A 20,408-nucleotide genomic window follows, 5' to 3' on the forward strand; every position below is an offset into this window, starting at 1 on the left:
CGATCATTTGGATACGATCACGCAAGATTTTATACACTCGTGTTGCATAATCGGCAAATTGATTTTATACAATACCATCGCAGGCAAACGTCGTGCGTCTCGTCCTCGAGAGGAAGCCAATGGGAGTCGGGATAGCTGCCAAGATCCGAAGCACCGGAGGTCACGGATCGACGCCGGATTCGGTACGCGACGCGCTGAGACTCGCGATCAGCTCGGGCGAACTAGCCCCCGGGCTACAGCTTCGCCAGGACGAACTCGCCGAGCGCTTCGGAACGAGCCGCATTCCCGTGAGGGAGGCGCTCCGCCAGTTGGAGGCCGAGGGTTTCGTGACCTTCCTGCCCAATCGCGGCGCAGTCGTCTCGGACATGTCGATCGACGAGGTGATCGAGCTGCTTGAAATCCGCATCGCGCTCGAATGTCATGCGTTGCGGCTCGCAATTCCCGCCATGAGCGAGATCGATCTCGACGAGGCCCGGAAACTCCTCAGCTCTTACGACAAGGCGCCGGATCCCGAACAATGGGGCACATTCAACTGGCGCTTCCACAAGATGCTCTATGCGCCGTGCAATAGCCCTCGCCTGCTTGCAATGATCGACGCGAACTATGGGCATGTCAGCCGGTTCACGCGGGCCCTCGTGTCCCGCGCGACCGGCAAGGAACGGCCGCAGCGCGAGCATTACCAATTGCTCGAATTCAGTCGCGACGGCGAGGTCGAAAAGGCCGTCCGGCTGCTGCGCGATCATATCGTGCAGACGCAAAAGACGCTGAGATCCGCGCAACGTCACGCCTTGCGTGGGACGGAAGGCTGATCGGTCGACCGCATTCAAACATATGAATAATCGCCAGTAGGAGAGTGCGCGTGAAGGCGAACGACGTCGAGATATTGGTCATCGGTGCCGGCATCGCCGGCATCGCCACAGCCTATTTCCTTGCGGTGGAGCAGAAGCGCTCGCGCCTTCTGATCGTGGACGAAGGGCAGCCGATGGCGCTCACCTCGGCGCAGTCGGGCGAGAACTATCGCAATTGGTGGCCGCATCCGACGATGGCGGCGTTCACCGACCACAGCACCGACCTCATGGAAGACATCGCGCGCCGCACCGACAACCGCTTCAACATGACACGGCGCGGGTATTTTCTCGCAACGCGCGACGAGAAGCCGGAGGAATTGTTGCAGCAATTGTTTGCCGGCTACGGGGCGTCTGCATCCAGGCTGATCCGGATGCATGAAGGCTCCGGCAAAGGCTATTCGCCGCCGACGTCTGCGGATTGGCAGACCGCGCCGGATGGCGTCGACGTGCTGCTCGGCCGCGAGCTGATCCAGAAATACTATCCGATGTTCGACAAGGAGGTCGCCACAGGACTGCACATCCGCCGGGCCGGCGATATCAGCGGGCAGCAACTCGGTCAGTACATGCTCGAGACCATGCGTCCGCTCGGCGTTCGGTTCCAACAGGCGAAGGTCTTGGGCATCGCCAAGACCGATCGATTTGCGGTCGACATCATCGACGGTGGCACACGTCAGACCGTCAAGGCCGACATCATCGTCAACGCGGCAGGGCCTTTTGCAGCTCACGTGGCGGCGATGCACGGCGAAAAGCTTCCGATCCTGAACGTACTGCAGCAAAAGATCGCCTTCGCCGACCGCAATGGTGCGGTCGACCGCCGGCTGCCCTTCTCCATCGACCTCGACGGTCAATCTCTCGCCTGGTCCGATGACGAGCGAGAGGCGCTTGCGGCCGCGCCTGAATTTGCGCGGCTGCTGGAGCCGATGCCAGGCAGCATCCACTGCCGGCCCGATGGCGGCGACCACGGCGACTGGATCAAGCTCGGCTGGGCATTCAACCACGAGCCGAGCGAGCCGGTTCGCGAACCGGAACTCAATCCCCACTTCCCGGAGATCGTTCTGCGCGCAGCTAGTCGGCTTCAACCCGCTCTCAGGCAATATCTTGGCGCCTTGCCGCGAGACCGCGTGCATTACGGCGGCTACTATCCGATGACTAAAGAAAATTGGCCGCTGATCGGCGCGGCACGGACGCCCGGGGTGTTCCTTGCAACCGCGCTGTCGGGATTTGGTACCATGTCGGCATGCGCTGCGGGTGATCTCTGCGCACGCGCTGTCGTGGGCGCCCCCGCCCCGTCATTTGCCAATGTCCTTTCGCTCGCGAGATATCAGGACGAGGCCCTGATGGACGAACTCAGGCGCAGCGACAGCCGCGGCTTGCTTTAATCCGGCTCGTTGCTCACGCCGCCGCGTTGCCTTCCCACTGCGCTGCGGCGGCCTTGTCGTCGGCGCGTTCCGCATTGCAGGCGTCGAAATGCGCCTTGAGTTCCGTTTCGGCGAGATGTTCGAAATGCTCGGCCTGGCCGAGGAGATCCCAGCTCTGCAGCGGGCGGTAGGCCGCCTGCTGACGGCAGAGGGACGCCAGTGCCCGGTAACGACGGACGTTCTCCATGAGAATCTCCCTCCCACTCATGTCCGGCTTATTCCTCCGGATTACGTCAGGGACATTGCGGTTGTGCGAAACATTTGCTGCGCACGCCTGCTGTTTCGGCTGACGGTTAACATGAACATCAGCGAAGCCGCTTTGCTTTGCGTCAAACCCGCGAAAGTTTACGCAGCGCGGACTCAATGCCGATGGAGCGACAAAGGTTGCGCTGTGTGGCGCAGGTCACAGCCCGATCACGTGTCCCGGCGTATATGTTTCCGCGTATGGCCGCAAACAAGGTAACGGCGGTACACATGGGTCGCCGCATCAGCGGAAGCCCGACTACTCACCGAGCCGCTAGGCGATCGACCGGCGGCTCTTTCGTTTTGCGCAATGGGTCAGCCGTAGCGACGGTGTTCCACGGTCGCGCCGATGACATCCAGATACCGTTCGATCAGATCGGGACGGCCAACGAGATAACCCTGCATCTCCTCGCAGGCTTCGCGGGCAAGGAACGCCCGCTGGGCCTCCGTCTCCACGCCTTCCGCCACCACGGGAATGTTGAGCGCGTGGGCAAGCCCGAGCACTGCGCGCACGATCTCCGTCGACTGCGGCGTACTTTCGAGATTTGAGATGAAGCTGCGGTCGATCTTGATCTTGTCGAACGGAAACGACTGGAGGTAGGACAGCGAGGAATAGCCGGTGCCGAAATCGTCCATGGCGATGCGGATACCGAGCGCCTTCAGCCGTCGCAGCAGGTTGAGCGCGCCGGTGAAATCGCCGATCAGCACCCCTTCCGTGATCTCGACCTCGAGCCGCGTCGGAGCAAGACCGGTCTCCATCAGGATCTGGTGGATCGTGCCCTGGAGATCGCCGGCCTGGAACTGACACGGCGACAAATTGACCGCGACCTGAAGAGGCCTCGGCCAGGAGGCCGCCTCCCGGCAGGCCTCGCGCAGCACCCATTCGCCGATCGGGATGATCGAACCCGCTTCCTCGGCCAGCGGGATAAACTGGTCCGGCGGCACGAAGCCGCGCGTTGGATGCTGCCAGCGCAGAAGCGCCTCGAAGCCGACGATCTCGCCGTCCATCTTCGCCTGCGGCTGGAAGTGGGCCATGAACTGGTTCTGCTCCAGCGCCTGCCGCAGGTCGTGCTGCAGCAGCCGGCGATCGCGCAGCTCCTGGTCCATCTCGGTTTCGAAGAAGCGCACCGTGCCCCTGCCCTCGCGCTTGGCGCGGTAGAGCGCGGAGTCGGCGTTGGCGAGCAAGGTGCCGGCATCGAAGCCATCGTGCGGGTAGAGCGCGATTCCGACGCTCAGGCCGACATGAAGCAGATAGTCGTCGATTTCGAGTTGCCGATCGTCTCGACCAGCCGTTCGGCCAGCGCAAGCACCTCGTCGCGCGAAACATCATCGTCCATCAGGATCATGAACTCGTCGCCGCCAATGCGGGCGACGAAGGCGCCGTCCGCCTCGGCTCTGAGCCGGTCGCCCGCGGCGCGCATCAGCATATCGCCGACGGGATGGCCGAATACGTCGTTGACTTCCTTGAAGCGGTCGAGATCGAGGCTGAGCACGGCGAAGCTGGTACACGCGTCCTGCGCCCGCGTCAGCCGCTCGGCCAAGGCCTCATTGAAGGCGCTGCGGTTGGGCAGATCGGTCAGCGCATCGTGATGCGCGAGATGGCTGATCCGCGCCTGGTTGGCGATCCGCTCGGTGACGTCCTCGATCACGCCGACCAGATATTGCGGGGCGCCTGCGGCATCCGTGATCAGTAACTTGCGCGAATTGACCACCCGGTCGTGGCCCTTGACGCCGACCTCGAGCAGATGGTCCTCGAGAAACATCGGCGCGCCACCATCGACCACGCGACGGTCCTGCTCGGTGACGACGCGGGCAACGTCTTCGGGAAAGATCTCCTCCGGCGTCCTGCCGAGCATCTGCTCGCGCGGCAGGCCGTAATATTCTTCGCCGGCACGATTGAGCAGGATGTATCGCGAGTCCCTCGCGTCCTTGGCGAATACCGCGATCGGGATGTTCTCGATGATGGTGTCGAGGAATTCGCGGGTGCGCAGCAGATCCTGTTCCGCCCGATCGTGCGTCTGCGCGAGTTCTTCGCTCATGCGCCGCTGGCTGCGGTCGTTCTCCTCATAGGCCGCATTGACGAGCTCGCCGAGCCTGTCCAGGTCGATCTGACCGGTGTCGTCGACGGATAACCGCAATTGTTCGGCGAGAAGACGATGCATGCTCACACCGCCGTCTCCGGCGAGCAGCGTGCATTCCGGTCATGACCTTGAATTGGCATCCCACGCCTCTCGGCTTTCCAGCGGCAGATTGAAGCGCGGTGCATTGCACGCACGTTAATCTGCACTCTGGAATCCGGGCTTTGGTTACCCCGGACCCGAAGGCGACTGCCACTTTCTAGGCATTCTCCGTAGAACCACGGAGCGATGAGACCGCCCTTCGGGCTAACGGACGAGCTCGCCCTCGTCAGCACGCGTTGTCGCCGAACTATAGTTCCGCGTTGGAACACGGCCTCCCTCTGCCGCGACACGGATCGCGGCGATATTGTTGGCGTAGTCGGCACTGCTGTTGCCGCGGAACACGGCGGAGCCCGCGACCAGCGTATCGGCACCGGCCGCGGCAACGATCGCCGCATTGTCGCGGGTGACGCCGCCATCGACCTCGAGCCGGATCGGTCGATCGCCGATCATGGCACGGATGCGCTGGATCTTCTCGATCTGCGATCCCAGAAAGGACTGGCCGCCAAAACCGGGATTGACGGTCATGACGAGAATCAGATCGACGCGGTCGAGCACATAGTCGAGCGCGCTCTCCGGCGTTGCCGGACACAGGCTGACGCCGGCCTTCTTGCCGAGCGCGCGGATCGCCTGCAGCGAGCGATCGAGATGCGGCCCCGCTTCGGCATGCACGGTGATGATGTCGGCACCGGCTTTTGCAAAGGCTTCGAGATAGGGATCGACCGGCGCGATCATCAGGTGGACATCGAATGTCTTCGTGGTGAAGGGCCTGACAGCCTTGATCACGTCGGCGCCAAAACTGATGTTCGGCACAAAGTGGCCATCCATCACGTCGCAATGGATCCAGTCTGCACCGGCGGCGTCGATTGCGGCGATCTCCTCGCCGAGCCGGGCAAAGTTTGCGGCCAGGATCGAGGGCGCAATCACGATCTCCTTGGTCATGGTTTTGATCCCCTCATTGCATCTGCCCCGCCGGCGAACACGCGGCTCGCCAGCACGTCAGCGGATTCGATGGTCTCGAGATCGGCGACATCGAGCATGCGGTCGAGATCGGATACCAGGCGATCGGCCTGCCGCAGCCGGATGCGATCGACCGCGTTGCGGATCGAGCGCGCATTGGAAAAGAACGGCTGCGTCCGGCGCAGCGCGATGTATCTTTCAAACGCTTCGCGCGCCTGGCTCGAGAAACGATAGCCGCACTCCCTCAGCATCAGTTCCGAGATGAACAGCAGCTCGGCTTCCGAATAATCGGGGAATTCGATGTGGTGGGCGATGCGCGAGCGGAAGCCGGGATTGGAGGCAAAGAAGCTCGTCATCCGCTCGCCATAGCCGGCGAGGATGACGACGAGGTCCTCGCGCTGGTTCTCCATGACCTGAAGCAGGATCTCGATCGCCTCCTGGCCGTAGTCGCGCTCGTTGTCGGGCCGGTGCAGGTAGTAGGCCTCGTCGATGAACAGCACGCCGCCCATCGCCTTCTTCAATATCTCCTTCGTCTTCGGCGCGGTGTGACCGATATATTGCCCAACGAGATCGTCGCGCGTCACCGAGATCACCTGCCCGCGCCGCACGAAGCCGAGCCCGTGCAGGATCTTTGCCATGCGGAGCGCAACTGTGGTTTTGCCGGTGCCGGGATTGCCGGTGAAGGACATGTGCAGCGTCGGCGGTGCGGAGACGAGGCCCGCCCGCTGCCGGATGCGCTCGATCAGCAGCAGCGACGCGATCTGGCGTACCCGGCTCTTCACCGGTTTGAGCCCGATCAGCTCCTGCTCGAGCTGTTGCAGTGTCTCGGTAATCCCGGCGGCCTCGGCCTCCTTGCGCAGGTCGAAGGCGGTTTCGCTGGTTTCGGTCGACGTCGCGTGGGGCACATCAAGCATGGGCCGTCCCTGAGAAAAAGGCTTCGCCGCGGAGGGAGGCGGCGAAGCAGTGGTCCGCCAAGGATGCGGAGCTGGGAGAGCTCCGCGCGGAGAACGGGCATGCGCTACGGCGCAGCCGGTGCGGTCTGCTTGCGCACCGTGGTGTAGCGGATGGCGCGGCCGGCAACCTCCTGCCGGACCAGCTCGAACTCGGCCTCACGCGGCGGCCGGTTGACCAGGAAGGAGATCCGCACCGACTCCCAGCCATGGCTGGAGTCGAAACCGCTGATGCGGATGTATTTGTCGCCATAGACCCTGCGGCATTCGGCGAGCTCCATCATGACGCCGGCGGCATCCTGGAGATCGAACATCGGCAGGCCCCACATCTCCCAATAGGTGTTGCGGGGATGCGGATCGTCGGTGAACTCGATATTCACCGCCCAGTTGTTGGCCAGACAGTACTGCACCTGCCTGGTGATCTGCTCGTCGGTGAGATCGGGCAGGAAGGAAAAGCAGCCTTGTGTGAGTTTCATGTTGCGTCTCCCTAGACGGTTTCCAGTGCCGTCGGCACGAAGTCCGGCGTGTCGGTGGATTGATAGTTGAAGGTGACGTCCTTCCAGACCTCGAGCGCGGCCTTCAGCGGCGTGCAGGTCTGGGCGGCCTTTGCCAAAATCTCCGGACCCTCGTGGACATAGTCGCGGCCCTCGTTGCGGGCGAGGATCATCGCTTCCAACGCCACGCGGTTGGCGATCGCGCCGGCCGCAATGCCCATGGGGTGGCCGATCGTGCCGCCGCCGAATTGCAGCACGACGTCCTCGCCGAGCAGGTCGATCAGCTGGTGCATCTGGCCGGCATGAATGCCGCCGGAGGCCACCGGCATCATCTTGTTGAGGCTCGCCCAGGGCTGGTCGAAGAACAGGCCATGCTCGAGCTTCATCGGGTTAAAATCCTCGCGGCAGACGTCGTAATAGCCGCGCGTGGTGTTGGGATCGCCCTCGAGCTTGCCGACCACGGTGCCGGCATGGATGTGGTCGACGCCGGCAAGGCGCATCCATTTGGCGATGACGCGGAACGACACGCCGTGGCTCTTCTGTCGCGTATAGGTCGAGTGGCCGGCGCGATGCAGATGCAGGATCATGTCGTTGCGCCGCGCCCATTTCGCCATGGACTGGATCGCGGTGTAGCCGATCACGAGGTCGATCATGACGATGCAGGACCCGAGCTCTTTCGCGAACTCCGCGCGCTCGTACATGTCCTCCATCGTTCCCGCTGTCACGTTCAGGTAAGTGCCTTTCACTTCACCTGAGGCAGCCTGAGCGCGGTTGACGGCCTCCATGCAGTACAGGAAACGGTCGCGCCAGTGCATGAAGGGCTGCGAGTTGATGTTCTCGTCGTCCTTGGTGAAGTCGAGCCCGCCCTTCAGCGCCTCATAGACCACGCGGCCGTAGTTGCGACCGGAGAGACCGAGCTTCGGCTTCACCGTCGCGCCCAGCAGCGGCCGACCGAACTTGTCGAGCCGCTCGCGCTCGACGACGATGCCGGTCGCCGGTCCCTGGAACGTCTTCACATAGGCGACCGGGAAGCGCATGTCGTCGAGCCGCAGTGCCTTCAGCGGCTTGAAGCCGAAGACGTTGCCGATGATCGAGGCCGACAGGTTCGCGATCGAGCCCGGCTCGAACAGATCGAGGTCATAGGCGATATAGGCAAAGTAGGAGCCCGGCGTGCCCGGCACAGGATCGACGCGATAGCACTTGGCACGATATTTTTCCGCAGCCGTAAGACGATCGGTCCACACCACCGTCCAGGTCGCGGTCGAGGATTCGCCGGCAACCGCGGCCGACGCCTCGATCGGGTCGACCCCCTCTTGCGGCGTCACGCGGAACAGCGCGATGACGTCGGTGTCCTTCGGCACATAGTCCGGCTCCCAATAGCCCATGCGCTTGTATTCCATCACGCCCGAGCGATAGCGCTCCTTGCCGCGGACGGTTCCTGCGTGTGCATTCATGGCTCTCTCCTGTTTTTCTCTGCTCTCTGATTGGTCAGGCCGCGACCGGCTCGCTGATATCGATGCGCGGATCGAGTTCGCCGGCACGGTACCGCCGCGCCATCTCGCTCATCGGAGTGACCTTGATCTTGCCGGCGTGTCCGGCAGTGCCGAACTGCTCGAAGCGTTCGCGGCAGAGGTCGCGCATCGCATCCATCGCGGGCTTGAGGAATTTTCGCGGGTCGAACTCGCTGCGCGTTTGCGCAGCGACCCTTCGGAACACGGCGGTCATCGCGAGGCGGCAATCGGTATCGATATTGACCTTGCGCACGCCGCTCTTGATGCCGCGGACGATCTCCTCGACCGGTACGCCCCAGGTTTGCGGCATCTCACCGCCGAACTGGTTGAACATGTCCTGGAGTGGCTGCGGCACCGACGACGAGCCGTGCATGACGAGATGCGTATTCGGCAGCCGGCGGTGGATCTCCTCGACCACCCGCATCGCAAGGATGTCGCCGTCCGGCTTGCGACTGAACTTGTAGGCGCCGTGCGAGGTGCCCATCGCGATCGCCAGCGCATCGACCTTGGTGGCGCGAACAAACTCCACGGCCTGGTCGGGATCGGTCAGCAACTGGTCGTGGCTCACCTTGCCCTCGACGCCGTGGCCGTCCTCCTGCTCGCCGCCACCATGCTCGAGCGAGCCGAGCACGCCGAGTTCGCCTTCGACTGAGGCTCCCACCCAATGCGCGAGATCGACGACGCGGCGGGTGATCGCAACGTTATAGTCGTAGTCGGCCGCCGTCTTGGCATCGGCCTTGAGCGAGCCGTCCATCATGACCGAGGTGAAGCCGTGGGCGATGGCGCTGGCGCAGGTCGCCTCGTCATTGCCGTGGTCCTGATGCATGCAGAGCGGGATGTCGGGATAGGTCCGCTCCAGCGCGTCGATCATGTGCGAGAGCATGAGGTCGCCGGCATAGCTGCGCGCCCCGCGCGAGGCCTGGATGATGACGGGCGCATCGACGTCAGCCGCCGCCTGCATGATCGCGATCCCCTGCTCCATGTTGTTGATGTTGAACGCGGGCACGGCGTAGCCGTGGTGAGCGGCGTGATCCAGCAGTTGTCGAAGCGTTATGCGTGCCAAGAGAGATCTCCGTTCGCTTGTCTTTGTTTCCAGCAGCTCAGATCAGCCGGCCCATCGCGACCGCCGTGTCGGCCATACGATTGGAAAAGCCCCATTCGTTGTCGTACCAGCTCATCACCCGCACCAGATTGCCGTCCATCACCTTGGTCTGGTCGAGATGGACGATGCTGGAGCGCGGATCGTGGTTGAAATCGGTGGAGACGTTGGGTGCGTCGGTGAAGCCGAGAACGCCCTTCAGCCGTCGACCCGCCGCTGCCATGACGGCATCGTTGATCTCCGTAGCGGTCGTCGCGCGCTTTGCGACGAACTTGAAATCGACCGCCGACACGTTCGGGGTGGGAACGCGAATCGCGACACCATCGAGCTTGCCTTTGAGCTCCGGAAGCACCAGGCCAACCGCCTTGGCTGCGCCCGTCGATGTCGGGATCATCGACAGCGCCGCGGCACGGGCGCGGTAGAGATCCTTGTGGAAGGTGTCGAGCGTTGGCTGATCGCCGGTGTAGGAATGGATCGTGGTCATAAACCCCTTTTCGATGCCGACGGTCTCATCCAGCACCTGGGCGAGCGGCGCGAGACAATTGGTCGAGCAAGAGGCGTTGGAAACCACGATATGGTCGCCCGTGAGTTTCAGATGATTGACGCCGAACACCACGGTGAGATCGACTTCGGTGGCCGGTGCCGAGACCAGCACGCGCCGTGCCCCCGCCTGAAGATGCGCGGCTGCCTTCTCGCGCGTGGTGAAGAGGCCGGTGCATTCGAGCGCGACGTCGACGCCGAGCGCGCGATGCGGAAGTTGCGCCGGGTCCCTGACCGCCGTCACCTTGATCGGACCGTGCCCAACATCGATGGTGTCGCCGGCAACCTTCACCTCACCAGGAAACAGGCCGTGGATCGAGTCGAACCGCAGGAGATGCGCGTTGGTCTCGACCGAACCGAGGTCGTTGATCGCAACCACCTCGACGTCGTTGCGTTTGGACTCGACGATCGCGCGCAGCACGTTGCGTCCGATCCGGCCAAATCCATTGATGGCGACACGCAAGCTCATGCTGCTTTTCCTTCCGCGCGACGGGTAACCGAGCGCCTGGCCGCTTCTGCAATGCTTTGTGGGGTGATGCCGAATTCGCGGTAGAGCACCGGCGCCGGCGCCGAAGCGCCGAAGCCGCGCATGCCGATGAACTCACCGTCCGCGCCGAGCCAGCGCGGCCAGTCGCCCGCTACCGCGGCCTCGATGCCGACGCGCGGCGCGGCTCCCAGCACCTGCGCACGATAATCGTCGTCCTGCTCTTCGAAGAGGGCAAAGCAGGGCGCCGAGACGACCGCCGCGCGGATATGTTCGGTCGCCAGCAGCCGCGCGGCTTCGATCGCGAGCGAAACTTCCGAACCGGTCGCGATCAGCGTGACATCGCGGCCGCCGTCGGGCGTCACGACCAGATAAGCCCCGCGCGCGACGCGGTTCTTGCCGCGCGCATCGCTGCGGAAGGTCGGCAAGGCCTGGCGCGACAGGCACAGCACCGAGGGACGGTTCGTCGCTTCCAGCGCGCAATCCCAGGCTTCCAGCGTCTCGACCGCATCGGCGGGGCGGAACACCAGGAGATTCGGAATCACGCGGAGCGCGGCAAGATGCTCGACCGGCTGGTGCGTCGGGCCATCCTCGCCGAGCCCGATGGAGTCATGGGTCATGACATGGATGACGCGGAGCTTCATCAACGCCGCCAGCCTGATCGCCGGCCGGCTGTAGTCGGAGAACGCGAGGAACGTGCCGCCATAGGGGATGAAGCCGCCATGCAGCGCGAGGCCGTTCATCGCGGCCGCCATGCCGTGCTCGCGGATGCCATAGTGGATGTAGGCGCCTGCGAACGTGCCGCGCTTGACCGGCTGCTGGCTCTTGGCGTGCGTCAGGTTCGAATGCGTCAGGTCCGCCGAACCACCAATGAGGCCCGGAATGGTGGCCGCGATGCTGTCCAGCACCTGCTGCGACGCCTGTCGTGTCGCGAGCTTGGGGCGCTCGGTCGCAAAGCTCTCGCGCAATTTGGCCGAGGCCTGGGCATAGGTATCAGGCAGGGCCACCGCCTTGCGCTCGATGAACTGCTCGCGTTGCGCAGGCGTCGCGTCCTCGTAGCGATCGAGCCAGGCGAGGCGGTCGACCTGGCCGCGCTGTCCAATCATCCGCCAGGCTTTCAGGATCGGGATCGGAACGACGAAGGGCTGATAGTCCCATTCCAGCGTCCGCCGCGCCGCCGCGGTCTGCTCGGCGCCGAGCGGCGCGCCATGCGCCTTCTCGGTGCCCTGACGATCCGGTGCGCCATAGCCGATGATGGTGCGGCAGGCAATCAGCGACGGCTTGTCGGTCGCGCGTTCTTCGGCGATTGCCTGTGCAACGGCTTCGGCATCGTGGCCATCCACGCGGCGCACCGACCAGCCCGAGGCGGCGAAGCGCGCGAGGTGATCGTCCGAGGTCGACAGCGACGTCGCCCCGTCGATGGAGATGCCGTTGTCGTCGAATAGCACGATCAGGCGGGACAATTGCAGATGCCCGGCGAGCGAGATCGCCTCCTGGCTGATGCCTTCCATCAGGCAGCCGTCGCCCGCGATGACGTAGGTGAAGTGATCGACAAGGCCGTCGCCATGCCGTGCATTCGCCATGCGCTCGGCGAGCGCCATGCCGACCGCGGTGGCGATCCCCTGCCCCAGCGGGCCGGTGGTGGTCTCGACGCCCGGCGTGTGGCCGTATTCCGGATGGCCCGGCGTCTTCGAGCCCCATTGCCTGAAGGCCTTGATGTCGTCGAGGCTGACGTCGCCGCCGGTGAGATGGAGCAGCGCATAGAGCAGCATCGAACCGTGGCCCGCCGAGAGCACGAAGCGGTCGCGGTCCGGCCAGTTCGGATGCGCAGAGTCGAATTTCAGGAAGCGCGAGAACAGGACGGTCGCGACGTCGGCCATGCCCATGGGCAGGCCGGGATGCCCGGACTGGGATTTCTCGATGGCGTCGACCGCAAGGAAGCGGACGGCATTGGCGAGATCGCGGTGGCTGACCGCGGTGGTATCGGCTTCGGCGTGGACCGAGATGTTCATCAGATCCTCCCGTTATTCACTTCAGGCTTCGCTTGCGTTCGATGAGTTGCATGATCAGCGGCGTCAGGATGAGTTGCATTGCCAGATCGAGCTTCGCGCCCGGGCAGACGATGGAATTCGCGCGCGACATCCAGCTTTGCGGCAGCATCGAGAGCAGATAGGGAAAGTCGATGCCACGCGGATTCTTGAAGCGGATCACGACCATCGATTCGTCCGGCGTCGGGATCCAGCGCGCGATGAACGGATTGGACGTATCCACAGTCGGCACGCGCTGGAAGTTGATGTCGGTCTCGGTGAACTGAGGGCAGATGTAGTGGATGTAGTCGGGCATCCGCCGCAGGATGGTGTCGGTGACGGCTTCCGTCGAATAGCCCCGCGCGCTGCGATCGCGGTGCAGCTTCTGGATCCATTCGAGATTGATGACAGGCACGACGCCGATCTTTAAGTCAGCATAGCGCGCGACATTGACCCTGTCGGTGACGACGGCGCCGTGCAGCCCCTCGTAGAACAGCAGGTCGGAATTCTCCGGAAGCTGCTTCCACTCGGTAAACGTGCCGGGCGCAGCACCGTGCAACGCGGATTCCTCGGCATCATGGACGTAATGCCGCGTCGTCGCAGTGCCGGTCTCGCCATAGTCGCGGAACGCCCGCTCCAGCTCCTCGAACAGGTTCGTGTCCGGGCTGAAATGGCTGAAATGCTTGTTGCCGCGCTCGGCCTCCTGCGCCATCCGCACGCGCATCTCGGCGCGGTCATAACGGTGGAACGCATCGCCCTCGATGTAGACGGCGTTGACGCGCTCGCGGAAGAAGATCTGCTCAAAGGTCTTCTTGACGGAGGTCGTGCCTGCGCCGGAAGAGCCGGTGATGGAGATGATCGGATGCTTTCGGGACATGGGGCACCTCGCTCACAGCCGGAAGAAGCCGCGCCGCGCGAACAGCGGCGCCGAAACACTGGCGACGAGGAGCGGATCGCAATGCAGCTCCTCGACGCGGCGCACCTCGTGGTGCGATCCCATGATCAGGGGCACGCGCTGGTGCAGATTGTGCGCGGCGAGATCCAGGATGCGCTCGCGCCCGGTGGTCGCAGCGCCTCCCGCCTGCTCCATGATGAAGGCGACCGGATGCGCCTCATAGGTCAGGCGCAGGCGGCCGTCGCCGTAGCCGGGCCGCGCGTCGGACGGATAGAGGAACACGCCGCCGCGGGTGAGGATGCGGTAGGCTTCCGCGACCAGCGAGCCGATCCAGCGCATGTTGAAATCGCGGTTGGCGGGGCCGTCGATGCCGGCGAGGCACTCATCGATGAAGGCGCGCACCGGCGGATCCCAGTGCCGCCGGTTCGAGGCGTTGATTGCGAACTCGTCGCTCGTCTCTGAAATCTGCACGCCGCGGCGCGCGAGACGGAAGCATTTGGCCGCGCGGTCATAGGTGAAGATGTCGACGCCCTCGCCAAGCGTGAGCACCAGCGAGGTCTGCGGCCCGTAGGTGACGAAACCGGCCGCAAGCTGCGCCGTGCCGCGCTGGTGGAACGCGAGGCCGAGATCGTCAGGCGCAGGCAGGATCGAGAAGATCGTGCCCACGGTCATGTTGATGTCGATGTTGGAGGAGCCGTCGAGCGGGTCGATCGCGACGCAAATCCTGCCCTCGCGGTCGACGATCTGCGGCTCGCGCATCTCTTCCGAGGCGAGCGCGGCGATCGGCAGCCGGGCGAGACAGCGGCGGATGATGGCGTCGGCCTGGACGTCGAGGTCGCGTTGTAGATCGCCGTCGCTGTTGCGCCCCGTGGTCAGGCCGGACGCGTCCGCAAACAGTCCGGTGCTGGTGAGGTCGGCGATTTCGATCGACCCCGACGCGATGGCATCGACCGCGGCGGCGACGGCAAGAGCATGCGGCGCGGTTTCAGAGTACCGCTGAAGATAGTCGTCCAGCCTGAGTTGCCCGGTCATCTGCGTCCGTCCCCTTGCGGCCGCCGCCTCGGTTGACCCCGCTTTTGCGGGGGTGGGCATCGGTCCAGCACGAAGAAGTTGACAGAGCCGACTTAATAAGGAAAATTTCTATTCATAATGGCCGTCAAAGATTTTCCTTATAATGCCCATCCAGCGACCCAGCTACGGCATCTGACGATCCGGCAGCTCCGCTCGCTTGCGGCGCTTTCGGCCAGGGGCAGTGTGACCGCCGCCTCCACCCATCTCGGCCTGACCCAGCCGGCGGTGACGCAGCAGCTCCGTCAGTTGCAGGATCTCGCCGGATTGCCCCTGGTGCAGCGAACCGGCGATGGCATGTTGTTGACTGCCGCGGGGCGCGAGGTGCTGGCGCTCGCCGATCGCGTCGAGGCGGCGATCGCCGATTGCCAGGGCGCGCTCGACCTTCTGGCGGGCCGCACCGGCGGCACGGTGCATCTCGGCGCAGTCTCCACCGCAAAATACTTCGTCCCGCACGCCATCGCCGAATTCTCGAAGCGCTTTCCGAAAATCGAGATCAAGCTGGCCATCGGCAACCGCGAGGAAATCCGCGAAGCCATGCACGGCTACGATCTCGATTTTGCGGTGATGGGTCGGCCACCGGCCGACGTCACCGTCGACGTCCGCCAGTTGGGCCGCAATCCGCACGTCATCGTCGCCCGCAAGGGACACTGGCTCGCGAAAGATCGTGGCCTCAACCTGACCGATCTCGTGCACGAGACCTTCCTTACCCGCGAGCCCGGCTCGGGCACGCGCACGCTGATGGAGGGGATGTTTCAGCGCTCCGATCTCGAACCGATCATCGGCATGGAGATGAGCAGCAACGAGACCATCAAGCAGGCGGTCATCGCCGGTCTCGGCATCGCCTTCATCTCGGCACACACGGTTGCGCACGAGCTCGCCGAAGGCCGGCTCATCATCCTGGACGTCGCGGGCCTGCCCATCGTGCGGCAATGGTACGTGATCCGCCGCAGCGACAAGATCCTGCTGCCGCCGGCGCAGGCGATGTTCGATTTCCTGGGATCGGAAGGCTCGGCCTACCTGCCCGACGTGCCGGAGCTGCGCGGGCAGTAGCTAGGTGTTCAGCTCATCAGCTTCATGATCAGCGCGGCGCCGAGCACGCAGATGATCTGGAGAAGCCGTTCCGTCGTGAAGATGCGGTTGAAAGTCGCCATCGCGTGCCCCCGGCCGAAATGACGATTCGGCCCCATGCGCGCTGCTATCACACGAAGGGCGCGGCGAGGCAACGCCACCCTCGCCCCCCAGATGGTTCCACGGGGTTCCAATGTGGCGCTCGGTTGCGAAGAAATTTTAGGAGTTCGTTAAGCCTAAAGCGCCCGCGTCGTTGCAGTTTCTTCTGTTACAACCCCGAAGTGTATTTCTCTTAAGAAATATCCAGCAATCATCGGCAATGCGCGGTGCTTGACGCGAACACAGGGAGTCGCGGCGGCACGGATAGTCATTTTCTGCCAGAAGGGCATCTATTCATGCTCGCCAAGGGATTTGCGAAGACGCTGGAGCTGGCACAATCCTCGGAAGCCAAGCGTACCATGTACACGCGCCTCGTGCTCGGGGCGGTGACGATCAGCGTCATCGCCAAGACGGCGTGGTTCTCCCGACTGGGATCGCTGGAGCAGCGCGGACTCGTCGATTTCGACGACTTCCACATCATCGCGCAGCGCGTCTGGCTCGGCGACGTGCATCAGGCCTATCAGCTCGAGCGGCTATTGCAGATGCAGATCGAGGCCTTTGGCGTCTCGAACTTCATGCCATGGACCTATCCGCCGCAATTCAGCCTGCTGATCGCGCCCTTCGCGCTTCTGCCGGTCGGGCTCGCCTATTTGCTGTTCACGGCCGCAACCCTCGTCTTCTTCCTGACCACGCTGCGGTCGATCGCGGGCAACGCCTTCGCGCTGGTCCTGATCGTGCTATTTCCGGCGCTCGCCGTGACGCTCACCTGCGGACAGAACGGATTTTTGACCGCGGGGCTGATTGGCCTCGTCTGCCTTAATGTCGAGCGACGCGAAACATCGAACGAGGTCTTCGCAGGTCTTGCTCTCGCGGCCATGGTCATCAAGCCGCATCTCGCGGTCGCGATGGCGTTCTATCTCCTGGTCACGCGCCGCTGGGTGAGCCTCGCGACTGCCGCGATCGGCGTGCTGGCAAGCTCCGTGCTCTGCACGGCGCTGTTCGGCCCGCAGATCTGGACCGCGCTGCTCGGCGCCGTCAGGGACTCCGCAACCTATCTCGAGAACGGCGACTATCCGCTGTTCCGCATGATCTCCGTCTACGCGGCGCTGCATACGCTTGGCGTATCGGCGACGCTGGCGTTTTGGGGACAGGTCGTCGCGGCGGGCCTGGCGCTGCTTGCCATTGTGATTGCGGTACTGCGCAAGCTGCCGCCGCGCACGGCGCTCGGGATCGCGGCCCTGGTGTCGGTGATGCTCAGCCCCTATGCCTATGACTACGACCTGCCGATCGCTGGGATTGGACTTGCGCTGCTGCTTCCTGAGCTCATGCGGATGGCGAGTTCAGGTGAACGCGGCACGATCTACGGCCTGATCTTCATCGCCGGCGCTTACGGAATGCTCCAGACGGCGGGCTTGAAGGCGTTCGCCGGCCCGGCCGAAGCGACGAGCCATCAATTGATTCCCGCCATCGGCGGTCTCGCCATGGCGGCGCTGCTTGCCCTCGTCCTCCGCATGCTGCTGCGGCGGCAGGGCGCCGATCAGGCCGCAGCCAGTTCCGTCGCCGACCAACGGCTTTCGCAGCCGGCAAAATAAGCCTCGAGCTCGGCAAGCGCGCGCGATTCCCATTCGCTGGCCTGCTCCAGCAAGGACCAGCTCTGGCGCGGCCGGAACGCGGCCGTCTGGCGATGCAGCGAGGCGATCGCACGGTAGCGGCGCACATTCTCCAGGATGGCTTGTCCGTTCATGTCCCAAACTCCCCTTCGTCCATTCCGGAGCCGAAGGTGCGACAGAACGATTTTTGAAAAGTTAGCGGCGGGAGAAGACCGGGAGGATAGTTTCCGAACTGTTGCGCGCGGGCCACGTCAGCGCGAATGCGGAGCGGTGTTCTCGTTTCCCGCGTTCAGATCGCCGCGGCCGATGATCGCCACGGTCTGGCGGCAGAGGTCGGCCAGGCCGATCAACAGCACGCTGAACAGGAAGAACAGGTTGATGTCATGCGCATAGGCGATGGTCAGCGGGCTGAATTCGAAGAACGGCGGCATGAACGCCCACCATACCAGCACAATGCTGAGCAGAATGGCAAAAACCGCGGCGGGAGCGCCAACGAGAATTCCAACAACGAAAACGCCGGGCAGGAAGGCCGCGAAATAGAGATCGGCACCGAGAAGAACACACACGCCCTGAAGAGCCGCTGACGCCGCCACGACCAAGACGCCGACCGCAAACGCCCGCCACGACCAGGGATGCATCATCAGCAGAGGAACCAGTCCTGCGCGACTCATGACTTCCCCTTGGGCTCCCTTTTGGTCCTCCCTGTCGGCCTTTTTGATTTGGCGAGCGGACAGGCGGCCTTTGTTGCGGGAAAGCTACACCAACGGCGCGGGTTCCGCGATAGGCCACGGAGCGGAAAATGTCCGGCCATCGGCCCCGTTCTCGGCCCTGACCGGCCGTGCTGGGCCTTCGGGATATTAACGCAGGATCCGAAGCCGGTGCTCTGCTCCGAGGTCGCCGGTCAGCGCGTGCGCCACGGTGTAGGCAGCATCGTCCTTTGCGTGAATCCGCCGGACCTGAAACGCGAGGATCGCTGACGTCTGCGGGTCCAGCTTCTGTTCAGCCAGATGCCGCGCCATCAGGTCTGCACTCTTCCAGTCCGACGCACGCCGGTGGACGTCCAGGAGCCTGAGCTTGAGCTCGATCGACTCCTCGTCATGTCCTTTCAGGTAGCTCGCTGCGCGCTTGCGCAGGGATCGCGCAGCATCCCTGAGGTCGCGATCGTCCGCATCCCAGGCCGCGCAGACGGTATTGGCAAACGCGCGCTCACGCCGGCCCCCGAGCGAGTCGAGCACCGCGCGAAGCAGAAAGCGGCCCGACAGGCGCGAGACGTAGGGACCCTGGCGCAGGACCTGATATCGATCGGCTTTCACCAGCCGGCGATCGCTCTCCTCGGCCTGGCCCAGGTCGGCTGCGACGTAACCGCAATGCGGACATTCCTGTAGCCAGCTCTCCATTGTGGAGCGCATCGTCTCGGGCGGACGGTTGTCGAGATCGCGGGCGCCGAATTCATTGCTGGCCGGCGGGAGCGCCTGCGACGAGTGCTTGCCACAACACGCGCATTGAACATCGCTCGGTTGAATGGCGGTCATTGGACCATCAACCGGTCGGCTGGCGCGACGAACACCCCAAGGCGGCATGAGCACATCGTTGGATCACCTAAACGATGTCCAGACGAACGGCATGACCCAAACGGGGCATAACATAAAGTGGTAGTTAATTACCTCGCCGCCTCATCCATTCGAATAATTTCGTTGCGGAAGGCGGACATTGGCCTTGCTCCCCGCCCAGCCGGCGGTGAAGACTTTTGTCCTATCGGCAGTGGGGGACGTGCCTTGACGACAAGCGCGATCGATCACGACAAGTTATCCAGGGTCATCGGCCGCCTTGGCGATGCCGCGATCGATCCGGCGGCGTGGCCCGCGATCATGGACGATCTCTGCCGCGCGGCCGGCGCGACCGGCGCCGTGCTGCTCCAGGCCGACATCCGCACGCCCGACGTGCCCCGCACGGCTTCGATGGATGAGGCCTTGCAGCGCTATTTCGGGCAGAGCTGGCACGTCTCCGATCCCCGTGCCAGAGGCGTTCCTCGCGCCATGTCGGGTGAAGTCATCACTGACGAAGATTGCGTAACACCGGATGAGATGCGCAGCGACCCCATGTACAATGAGGTGCTGCGCCCTTTTGGATTGCAGTGGTTCGCGGGCATCGGCTTCTGGGCCGGCTCGGCCTCCTGGGTGCTGACCTTGCAAAGGACGTCGCGTGAAGGTGCGTTCGATATGCGCGACACGCGGCTTCTGGCCCAGCTTGCGCCACGGCTGACGGAAACGGCAACGCTCTCGACAGCGATCGGCCGCGTCGCGCTTCACAGCATGACGAACGTGCTCGATCGGGTGCGACAGCCCGCGCTCGTAATCGACCGCGCCGGACGCGTGCTGAGCCGGAACGAAGCGGCAGATGCGGGCTTCGACGACGAGATCAGGATCAGGGATCGGCGGCTTGTCGTTCGAGACAAGCTTGCGATGGCCAGGATTGATCGCCTGATCGACGCCATCCGCTTCACCGCCGAGCATCACGCGCTTTCCCACGAACCAATCTTGATCCGCCGGATGGCCAAGCCGCCGGTGGCCTTGCGCGTGCTGCCAATCGACGGCGCCGCGCGCAACGTGTTTCTCGGTGCCCGCGCAATGCTCACGTTGTCCAACCTCGTGCCGCGCTTGCCGCCCGAGCCGAACCTGATCGCGCAGGCCTTCGACGTCACGCCGGCGGAAGCACGGCTGGTATCGCTCCTTGCCAGCGGTCTCTCGGTCGAGCAGGCCTCCGAGCGGCTGCGTATCGCGCGCGAGACCGCGCGCAATCATCTGAAGTCGGTATTCTCCAAGACCGGGACGCACCGGCAGGTCGAGTTGATCAGCCTTGTCGCCCAACTGATGTGAGCGGGCGCCTGCCTCCACGGGAATGGGACACAGGCCTG

At 63.9% G+C, this 20,408-nt stretch carries 20 protein-coding genes and 1 pseudogene; 5 read left to right on the forward strand and 16 right to left on the reverse strand.

What is annotated here, in order from left to right:
• Window positions 1–119: 119 nt before the first annotated feature.
• Together KUF59_RS33465 and KUF59_RS33470 are read left to right on the forward strand one after the other, a co-directional pair.
• The gene (locus KUF59_RS33465) at window positions 120–809 is read left to right on the forward strand and encodes a GntR family transcriptional regulator (RefSeq protein ID WP_258767547.1); all 690 of its coding nucleotides are present in this window, start codon (window positions 120–122) and stop codon (window positions 807–809) included.
• Window positions 810–859: 50 nt separating this feature from the next.
• Window positions 860–2,227, forward strand: coding sequence for an NAD(P)/FAD-dependent oxidoreductase (locus tag KUF59_RS33470; protein ID WP_212458797.1), 1,368 nt, complete (start codon window positions 860–862; stop codon window positions 2,225–2,227).
• A 13-nt stretch (window positions 2,228–2,240) separates the two neighbouring features.
• Here KUF59_RS33470 and KUF59_RS33475 read toward each other — a convergent pair whose 3' ends face one another.
• The 13 genes and pseudogenes from KUF59_RS33475 to KUF59_RS33530 all read right to left on the reverse strand — a co-directional run bounded on the left by KUF59_RS33475 (window position 2,241) and on the right by KUF59_RS33530 (window position 14,678).
• A complete protein-coding gene (locus KUF59_RS33475; RefSeq protein ID WP_212458798.1) occupies window positions 2,241–2,453 on the reverse strand; it encodes a hypothetical protein in 213 nt (70 codons plus the stop codon).
• A gap of 371 nt (window positions 2,454–2,824) precedes the next feature.
• Entirely contained in the window at window positions 2,825–3,694 is an 870-nt protein-coding gene (locus KUF59_RS33480; RefSeq protein ID WP_258767548.1) for a putative bifunctional diguanylate cyclase/phosphodiesterase, read from the reverse strand.
• Window positions 3,695–3,700: 6 nt separating this feature from the next.
• Window positions 3,701–3,772, reverse strand: a pseudogene (locus tag KUF59_RS44135) (hypothetical protein); the annotation flags it as partial.
• The gene (locus KUF59_RS33485; RefSeq protein ID WP_258770060.1) at window positions 3,742–4,671 is read right to left on the reverse strand and encodes a GGDEF domain-containing protein; all 930 of its coding nucleotides are present in this window, start codon (window positions 4,669–4,671) and stop codon (window positions 3,742–3,744) included. The gene KUF59_RS33485 and the pseudogene KUF59_RS44135, both read right to left, overlap by 31 nt.
• Before the next feature lie 222 nt (window positions 4,672–4,893).
• Window positions 4,894–5,628, reverse strand: a complete 735-nt coding sequence (gene rpe, locus KUF59_RS33490) for a ribulose-phosphate 3-epimerase (RefSeq protein ID WP_258767549.1) — start codon at window positions 5,626–5,628, stop codon at window positions 4,894–4,896.
• Window positions 5,625–6,560 carry a CbbX protein gene (gene cbbX / locus KUF59_RS33495; protein WP_258767550.1) on the reverse strand — a complete coding sequence of 312 codons (936 nt, stop codon included), beginning with the start codon at window positions 6,558–6,560 and terminating at the stop codon, window positions 5,625–5,627. Before cbbX ends, rpe begins: the two co-directional genes overlap by 4 nt.
• Before the next feature lie 104 nt (window positions 6,561–6,664).
• Entirely contained in the window at window positions 6,665–7,072 is a 408-nt protein-coding gene (locus KUF59_RS33500; protein WP_258767551.1) for a ribulose bisphosphate carboxylase small subunit, read from the reverse strand.
• Between the two features lie 11 nt (window positions 7,073–7,083).
• On the reverse strand, window positions 7,084–8,544 hold the full coding sequence (locus tag KUF59_RS33505) for a form I ribulose bisphosphate carboxylase large subunit (protein WP_258767552.1): 1,461 nt from the start codon (window positions 8,542–8,544) through the stop codon (window positions 7,084–7,086).
• A 34-nt stretch (window positions 8,545–8,578) separates the two neighbouring features.
• Window positions 8,579–9,664: a class II fructose-bisphosphate aldolase gene (fba, locus tag KUF59_RS33510; protein ID WP_258767553.1), complete on the reverse strand. Its 1,086-nt coding sequence runs from the start codon at window positions 9,662–9,664 to the stop codon at window positions 8,579–8,581.
• Between the two features lie 37 nt (window positions 9,665–9,701).
• A complete protein-coding gene (gap, locus tag KUF59_RS33515) occupies window positions 9,702–10,709 on the reverse strand; it encodes a type I glyceraldehyde-3-phosphate dehydrogenase (RefSeq protein WP_258767554.1) in 1,008 nt (335 codons plus the stop codon).
• Entirely contained in the window at window positions 10,706–12,736 is a 2,031-nt protein-coding gene (gene tkt, locus KUF59_RS33520; RefSeq protein WP_258767555.1) for a transketolase, read from the reverse strand. The genes gap and tkt overlap by 4 nt, the downstream gene beginning before the upstream one ends.
• Window positions 12,737–12,752: 16 nt before the next feature.
• A complete protein-coding gene (locus KUF59_RS33525) occupies window positions 12,753–13,628 on the reverse strand; it encodes a phosphoribulokinase (protein ID WP_212401376.1) in 876 nt (291 codons plus the stop codon).
• 12 nt (window positions 13,629–13,640) lie between these two features.
• Complete coding sequence (locus KUF59_RS33530) at window positions 13,641–14,678, reverse strand: class 1 fructose-bisphosphatase (protein WP_258767556.1); 1,038 nt, start codon at window positions 14,676–14,678, stop codon at window positions 13,641–13,643.
• Window positions 14,679–14,795: 117 nt separating this feature from the next.
• Between KUF59_RS33530 and KUF59_RS33535 the strand changes: the two genes are divergently transcribed.
• Both KUF59_RS33535 and KUF59_RS33540 read left to right on the forward strand, forming a co-directional pair.
• Window positions 14,796–15,767, forward strand: coding sequence for a LysR family transcriptional regulator (locus KUF59_RS33535; protein ID WP_212458808.1), 972 nt, complete (start codon window positions 14,796–14,798; stop codon window positions 15,765–15,767).
• 413 nt (window positions 15,768–16,180) lie between these two features.
• Complete coding sequence (locus tag KUF59_RS33540; RefSeq protein ID WP_212458809.1) at window positions 16,181–17,476, forward strand: glycosyltransferase family 87 protein; 1,296 nt, start codon at window positions 16,181–16,183, stop codon at window positions 17,474–17,476.
• On the opposite strand, the gene KUF59_RS33545 is transcribed toward KUF59_RS33540, so the two are convergent.
• The 3 genes from KUF59_RS33545 to KUF59_RS33555 form a co-directional block, all read right to left on the reverse strand.
• On the reverse strand, window positions 17,422–17,628 hold the full coding sequence (locus tag KUF59_RS33545; RefSeq protein WP_212401380.1) for a hypothetical protein: 207 nt from the start codon (window positions 17,626–17,628) through the stop codon (window positions 17,422–17,424). The two genes, KUF59_RS33540 and KUF59_RS33545, sit on opposite strands and share 55 nt — an antisense overlap.
• A gap of 117 nt (window positions 17,629–17,745) precedes the next feature.
• Window positions 17,746–18,165, reverse strand: a complete 420-nt coding sequence (locus KUF59_RS33550; RefSeq protein WP_212458810.1) for a DUF4118 domain-containing protein — start codon at window positions 18,163–18,165, stop codon at window positions 17,746–17,748.
• A 186-nt stretch (window positions 18,166–18,351) separates the two neighbouring features.
• Window positions 18,352–19,026, reverse strand: a complete 675-nt coding sequence (locus KUF59_RS33555) for a hypothetical protein (protein WP_258767557.1) — start codon at window positions 19,024–19,026, stop codon at window positions 18,352–18,354.
• Between the two features lie 243 nt (window positions 19,027–19,269).
• Between KUF59_RS33555 and KUF59_RS33560 the strand changes: the two genes are divergently transcribed.
• Window positions 19,270–20,370, forward strand: a complete 1,101-nt coding sequence (locus KUF59_RS33560; RefSeq protein WP_258767558.1) for a LuxR C-terminal-related transcriptional regulator — start codon at window positions 19,270–19,272, stop codon at window positions 20,368–20,370.
• The last annotated feature ends 38 nt before the right edge of the window (window positions 20,371–20,408 follow it).

The sequence above is a fragment of the Bradyrhizobium arachidis genome (assembly GCF_024758505.1).
GTDB lineage: Bacteria > Pseudomonadota > Alphaproteobacteria > Rhizobiales > Xanthobacteraceae > Bradyrhizobium > Bradyrhizobium manausense_C.